At 58.0% G+C, this 5,723-nt stretch carries 6 protein-coding genes; 3 read left to right on the top strand and 3 right to left on the bottom strand.

Features of this window, described 5'->3' with window-relative positions:
* The 3 genes from H7225_RS03720 to H7225_RS03710 form a co-directional block, all read right to left on the bottom strand.
* Nucleotides 1-337 (bottom strand): exosortase C-terminal domain/associated protein EpsI (locus H7225_RS03720; RefSeq protein WP_290659441.1); only part of this gene is annotated, 337 nt, incomplete at its 3' end.
* Nucleotides 338-377: 40 nt separating this feature from the next.
* The gene (gene xrtB / locus H7225_RS03715) at nt 378-1,280 is read right to left on the bottom strand and encodes an exosortase B (RefSeq protein ID WP_290659440.1); all 903 of its coding nucleotides are present in this window, start codon (nt 1,278-1,280) and stop codon (nt 378-380) included.
* A gap of 84 nt (nt 1,281-1,364) precedes the next feature.
* Entirely contained in the window at nt 1,365-2,516 is a 1,152-nt protein-coding gene (locus H7225_RS03710; protein ID WP_290659439.1) for a glycosyltransferase family 4 protein, read from the bottom strand.
* Between the two features lie 301 nt (nt 2,517-2,817).
* On the opposite strand from H7225_RS03710, the gene H7225_RS03705 reads away from it, so the two are divergent.
* The 3 genes from H7225_RS03705 (at nt 2,818) to H7225_RS03695 (ending at nt 5,590) form a co-directional block, all read left to right on the top strand.
* Nucleotides 2,818-3,624, top strand: a complete 807-nt coding sequence (locus H7225_RS03705; RefSeq protein WP_290659438.1) for a WecB/TagA/CpsF family glycosyltransferase — start codon at nt 2,818-2,820, stop codon at nt 3,622-3,624.
* A gap of 161 nt (nt 3,625-3,785) precedes the next feature.
* On the top strand, nt 3,786-4,664 hold the full coding sequence (gene xrtB, locus H7225_RS03700; protein ID WP_290659437.1) for an exosortase B: 879 nt from the start codon (nt 3,786-3,788) through the stop codon (nt 4,662-4,664).
* The gene (locus tag H7225_RS03695) at nt 4,661-5,590 is read left to right on the top strand and encodes a GDP-L-fucose synthase (RefSeq protein ID WP_290659436.1); all 930 of its coding nucleotides are present in this window, start codon (nt 4,661-4,663) and stop codon (nt 5,588-5,590) included. The genes xrtB (H7225_RS03700) and H7225_RS03695 overlap by 4 nt, the downstream gene beginning before the upstream one ends.
* The last annotated feature ends 133 nt before the right edge of the window (nt 5,591-5,723 follow it).

The following is a 5,723-nucleotide window of genomic DNA, read 5'->3' as shown; positions in this document are numbered from 1 at the left end:
CTTGGGAGACATAACAAAACTCGGGGCGGTGCGCCGCCGTCGATTCCGAGTTTTGATTGCGTCCATAGGCAATCGACAACATGATCCGCTGACCGCTCCGATTGATGTAAGTGCGGTTGAGGGTCTCGGAATAAAGTGCGTCCAGTTTGTTCTGCACCGTGGGATCGGGCAGCACCGGGACCATGCTCGGATCAACGCGCCACTCACCAAAACTCTCGGGCACCAAGGTGTGCAGCACCACGGGCGGTTTCCCATCGGCCATCATTTTGGTGGGCTTCAGCCAGACAGAAGCTGCCGCACCTGCCAGCATCAGGCCGGCTGCCAGCAAAATCGCCAAAGGCACACGCCTGGACACGCTGGTCTGGGTAGTCATCAAATCAGCGGCCATCGCGCGCACCTCCCATGTCGTCAAAACGAGCCGCGAGCAAACGATCCAACCCGTAGGTCAGCACCAATGCCACGCTGAACAGCACCAGGCCGGCAAACTCATGTGCAAAGCCCTGCCCCACCTCGTCACCCAGGTAATAGGTGATCAACACCAATATGATCACGCGAGTGACATTGGCGACGAAGGAAATAGGAACAATGCCAACGGCCAGGATCACATTGCGGGTCTTGGACTTGTAGCTCATGATATTCATGTACAGCAAGCCCAAGGCTTCGAGGGTGAACAAGGAGTTCAGCCCGGAGCATGCATCAGCCACCAGCAATTGGTATGGCCCGATCGTCAGGATCACACCAGTGCGGCCAATGGGATAACCCGCCCAGTACAACACTTGCTCGGCCACCATGGACACGGCGCTTTTGAGTGGCAAGGTCAACGCCTGCACAAAGGCACCGGGCAAAGGCACCATGAACAGCAGGAACAGAAAGGGAAACCAAGCGCGACGCACAGCCGCAAAGCCCTGCACCAAAAGTAGGCAGGCCACCAAGACCAAAAGCAAAGAGCTTGCTTCAAACTCGATGACACCCTGAGAACGGCCCACCACGTACATCGTCAGCCCGATCGCCAGCAGCAAAAAACCAGGCACCAGCGCCGGCTTGGCAGGCTGGCCGAACAAATCGTTGCGCATGCCCCAAAGCAACCAAGCGCAGGCAGCCAGGATCAAAGGGCCGTGCCCCTGCTCGTCCGTGGCCCAGGTGGTGTGAGCCAGGGTCGTGAATGTGGGCACATACATGACCCCGAATGCCAGACAAAACGCGACCAGCGACCAAACCGGAAACTTGACTGGCGATTGAGCGCTGGGAAACGCCCCGGAATTTGGTGCTGATTGAGCCATAGACCGCAGAAATAAAAGCAATGAAGCTACCACCCGGGGCAGCACCGGTGATTGTTACCGATTCACGCAAAAAGTTCGATCGGATTACCCTGATTGGGCCATGGCGGACCGATAAATTTCAATCAATTCAGCACAATTTCGATCTGGGGTATAGCGTGCCTCGTACTCTTCACGGGCCGACTGACCCATGCGAATCATCTCCCGGGGGTGCGCGTCTGCCCAAGCTAATTTGACCGCCAGATCCTCATCATCACCCGGATTGAAGAGCAGACCAGTTTTGCCATCGGTCACCACCTCGGCCAACGAACCCAGCCTGCTGGCAATCACCGGAACACCGCTGGCAAAAGCCTCTACGATAGTTCTTGGAAATCCCTCGTACCAGACGCTGGGCACCACCATGTAGGCGGCTGCGGACAAATGCCCCCAAATTTCGGCCAAAGGCAGAAAACCCAGGTAATTCACCCCCGAAGCCCCCGCCACGGCCTCCGCCATGGGGCCACCACCCACTACCCTCATGGGCAGACCAGGCCGGCGCGCCAAAGCCCGCAGCAGCACATCCACCCCTTTTTCAGGCGTCAGGCGCCCGAGGTATAAGCCCCCAACCCGCTGATCCCACCGAGGCGCCGGCTGCCAATCCACAAAATTGGGCTTGACGCTGATGCGAGCACCATCCAACCCGCCTTCGATCATTTTGGCGCGGCAAAACTCGTTCAGCGCGATGTATTTGTCTACCTTGGTGGCAAAAGTACCCAGGACACGGTGCGTGGTCAACATCCCGGCCATCACGGCAGACTGAATGCGCGACCCCCGGTAGCACTTGTGAAGCACCCCTCGCCAGGGCACCTTTCCCAGGCAGTCTTCGCACACCCGCCCCTCGCGCACAAACATCGCCTGAGGGCATAAAAGCCGGAAATTGTGCAAGGTCTGCACCACAGGGACCCCCAGCTTTTGGGCCGCCCAATAGACGGACGGAGACACCAGGGGCATGGTGTTGTGCACATGCATGACGTCGGGCTTGAACCCCGCAATCAGGGCCTGGACGTCTTGCACCGTCCGCGACGACCATACCGTTCCTGCCGCCAGCTGCCATTTTGGTGTTTGACCAACCTCGTCGTTGTGACGCTCATAGACATGCACCTCATGCCCATGCTCGCGCAGCAAAGCCACCTCAGATTCGACCACGCTGTCCTCGCCACCCCGCTGCTGGTAGGCGTTGTGCACCATCAAAACTCTCATCCACGACCATCCTGCCGCCCGGGTCAACCCCGCCACATTGTCACCCAGGCATCACCCCCGGAACTTCCCTCATTAAAAGCACTCCATCCAACCACTTCGTGATAAATGCCTGCGTTTTGTGACACGGCTTTTGGCCTGACCGAGCGCTAACCCTGAAGTGGCTCCTGTGGCCCCTCCTCTAAAATTAGCCCATATGTCCAAGAAGATACGGACATCAACAACAACCCCTGGTGGGCGTCCCATGAGACATCCAGATCCAAATTTCGGTTATCCATCTCTGTCGTTCTTGGAGCGGGAACAGGTGTTGGTTGGCCTGAAACATCAAGCGAAGAAGAAGATCATTCGTAGCGGCGCGTACGTCCTTGACACGTTCATAGACGCCACCTCATGGGATGAAGCCATCAGCCGCATCGCCGACTGGGGCGCCGAGCATCAATCTCGCTATGTCACATTGTGCAATGTGCATTCTGTCGTCACCGGCAGCCAAAGCGCCCAATTCGCGGCCGTCATCAACGGTGCCGACATGGCCCTGCCCGATGGCGCCCCCATTGCCTGGATGATGCGCAAAGAAGGCTTTGCCAAGCAACAACGCATCAGCGGCCCCGATTTGATGCTGAGCTACCTGGCTGAAGCCGAGCGCCGTGGCCAGTCAGTGTTTTTCTACGGCAGTGTTGACGACACCCTGGTCAAGTTGCGTGACCGGATGATGACTCAGTTCCCCAAGCTCAAAATTGTCGGCATGACCTCACCCCCTTTCCGCAAGCTGACGGAAAAAGAAGAAGCAGGATACGCCCAAAAAATCAATGCCAGCGGCGCCCATGTGGTGTTCGTGGGCCTGGGTTGCCCCAAGCAAGAAGCCTGGATGGCTGAACAACGCGGCACCATCAAGGCCGTCATGGTGGGCGTTGGCGCCGCCTTTGATTACCACGCTGGCACCTTGCGCCGCGCCCCCGTCTGGATGCAGCAGCGCGGCCTGGAATGGCTCTACCGCTTTGTCTGCGAGCCCCGCCGCCTGGCACGCCGCTACCTCGAAACCAACAGCGTTTTCGTGACCAAGCTCATCTTCCGCTCGGTGTTTGGGCGAAACCACAAACATCAAAAGGGCTGATCGTCTGCCCCAGCAATTACGGTTGCTAACAAAAGCCCTGCCCACTACCGGCGGGGTTTTTTTTTGGCGGATTAAACTGGGGCTGGGCCAGCCTCAGTCTCGGAGCGCATGGAACCTTTCTCGCAGAATCAGGTCATTTATCACCAATGAACACACACACATTGGCCCTCCCCATTGACAGCAGCACCCCGAGCAAGCTTGAGCTGGGGGTACTGGCCCTTGGGCTGCTGACCATGTACGTGCCAACGTACATCGCCCTTGATCAAAACATCTGGAATATCGTTGGCCAAGGCCATGGCCCCGTCATGCTGGCCCTGACGTTGTGGCTGGGCTGGCAACGCTGGCCCACCCTGATGGCCCTGCCCAAACGCCACGCCAGCTTCACCGGCACCATCTTGCTGGTGTTGGGCATGATGCTTTACGTGGTCGGCCACTCACAAGACCTTCTGGCATTCGAAACCGCATCGCAAATTCCCGCCCTGGCAGGCCTTTTCATGCTCTACAAAGGTGGTGCAGGGCTGAAAGTCATGTGGTTCCCTCTGTTCTTTTTGTTGTTCCTGGTCCCGATGCCAGGCTCCATCGTTGACGCCATCACCGCACCGCTCAAGGCGGGGGTGTCCTACGTGGCGGAATGGGCACTGCATCTGGCAGGCTACCCGATTGGCCGCAGAGGCGTCACCCTCACCATTGGCCAGTACCAACTCCTGGTGGCCGATGCCTGCGCGGGGATCAACTCAATTTTCGCGTTGGAGGCCATCGGCGTTTTTTACCTCAGCGTGGCTAAGCACACCAACCATCTCCGCAATGTGATGCTGGCCGCACTGATCATCCCCATCTCCTTCATCTCCAATACGTTGCGCGTCATCGTTCTGGTGCTGGTCACCTACTATTTTGGCGACGAAGCTGGCCAGGGATTTGTGCACGGCTTCGCCGGCATCCTGCTCTTCATGATGGCCACCATCCTGACCATCGGCGTTGATGCCGTTTTGGGTCGATTTTTCAAAGAACCCCCTGCTTTACCGCAAGCCAATCCCCAATGAATCAATCTGCCAAGATATTTGTCGCCGGACACCGCGGCATGGTGGGGTCGGCCATCGTCCGCCGACTGCAAGCTGCTGGCCACACCAAGATCATCACGCGTAGCCGCAACGAGCTTGACCTGCTCAACCAACAGGCCGTTCAAGCCTTCATGCAGGGCGAAAAGCCCGACTACACCTTTGTAGCGGCGGCCAAAGTGGGCGGCATCCAGGCCAACAACACCTACCGGGCCGACTTCATCTATCAAAACCTGATGATTGAAGCCAACCTCATCCACGCTGCGCACTTGGCCAATGTGCAAAGAATGATGTTCCTGGGCTCCAGCTGCATTTACCCCAAGCAGGCGCCCCAGCCATTGCGAGAGGAAAGCCTGCTGACCGGCGAACTCGAACCCACCAACGAGCCCTACGCCATCGCCAAGATTGCCGGCATCAAATTGTGCGAAAGCTATAACCACCAATACGCACGCCAGTACATCAGCGTCATGCCCACCAATCTTTATGGGCTGAACGACAACTACGACCTCAACAACAGCCACGTGCTACCAGCATTGATCCGCAAAGCCCACGAGGCCAAGCAAGGCGGCGACGCTTGCCTGTTGGTCTGGGGCACGGGCACCCCCATGCGCGAGTTCATGTACGCAGACGACCTGGCCGATGCCTGCGTCTACCTGATGAACCAGGGGTATGACGGCCCCTTGGTCAACATTGGCACGGGCACTGATGTCACGATCCGGCAGCTGGCCGAAACCGTGGTCAAAGTGGTCGGCTTTAAAGGCGACTTGAGTTTCGACACCACCAAACCAGACGGTACCCCCCGCAAGTTGATGGACGTTTCTCGAATGACGGGCCTGGGTTGGCGCGCCAGCACATCTCTTGAAGATGGCATTCGTCTTGCTTATCAAGATTACCTGTCAAAGCAAGCATGAAAATCAGCTTACGAACCCTCACCGTGACCAGCGCGCTGTTCCTGGCCGCCCTGCTGGGCACCTTGTTGCGCCCCACCATTGCAGAAGGCCACAAGCGGGCCGCACTGGATGGCACCGTGCCCAAGCAAATTGG

The sequence above is a fragment of the Aquabacterium sp. genome (assembly GCF_014378415.1).
Lineage (GTDB): Bacteria > Pseudomonadota > Gammaproteobacteria > Burkholderiales > Burkholderiaceae_C > Aquabacterium.
Note: the sequence above shows the minus strand (reverse complement) of the source record. Positions and strands in the feature narration are given on the sequence as shown.

Coding starts and splice junctions, on each gene's coding strand:
- xrtB (WP_290659440.1), bottom strand. CDS start 1,280: ATGGCTCAATCAGCACCAAATTCCGGGGCGTTTCCCAGCGCTCAATCG.
- H7225_RS03710 (WP_290659439.1), bottom strand. CDS start 2,516: ATGAGAGTTTTGATGGTGCACAACGCCTACCAGCAGCGGGGTGGCGAG.
- H7225_RS03695 (WP_290659436.1), top strand. CDS start 4,661: ATGAATCAATCTGCCAAGATATTTGTCGCCGGACACCGCGGCATGGTG.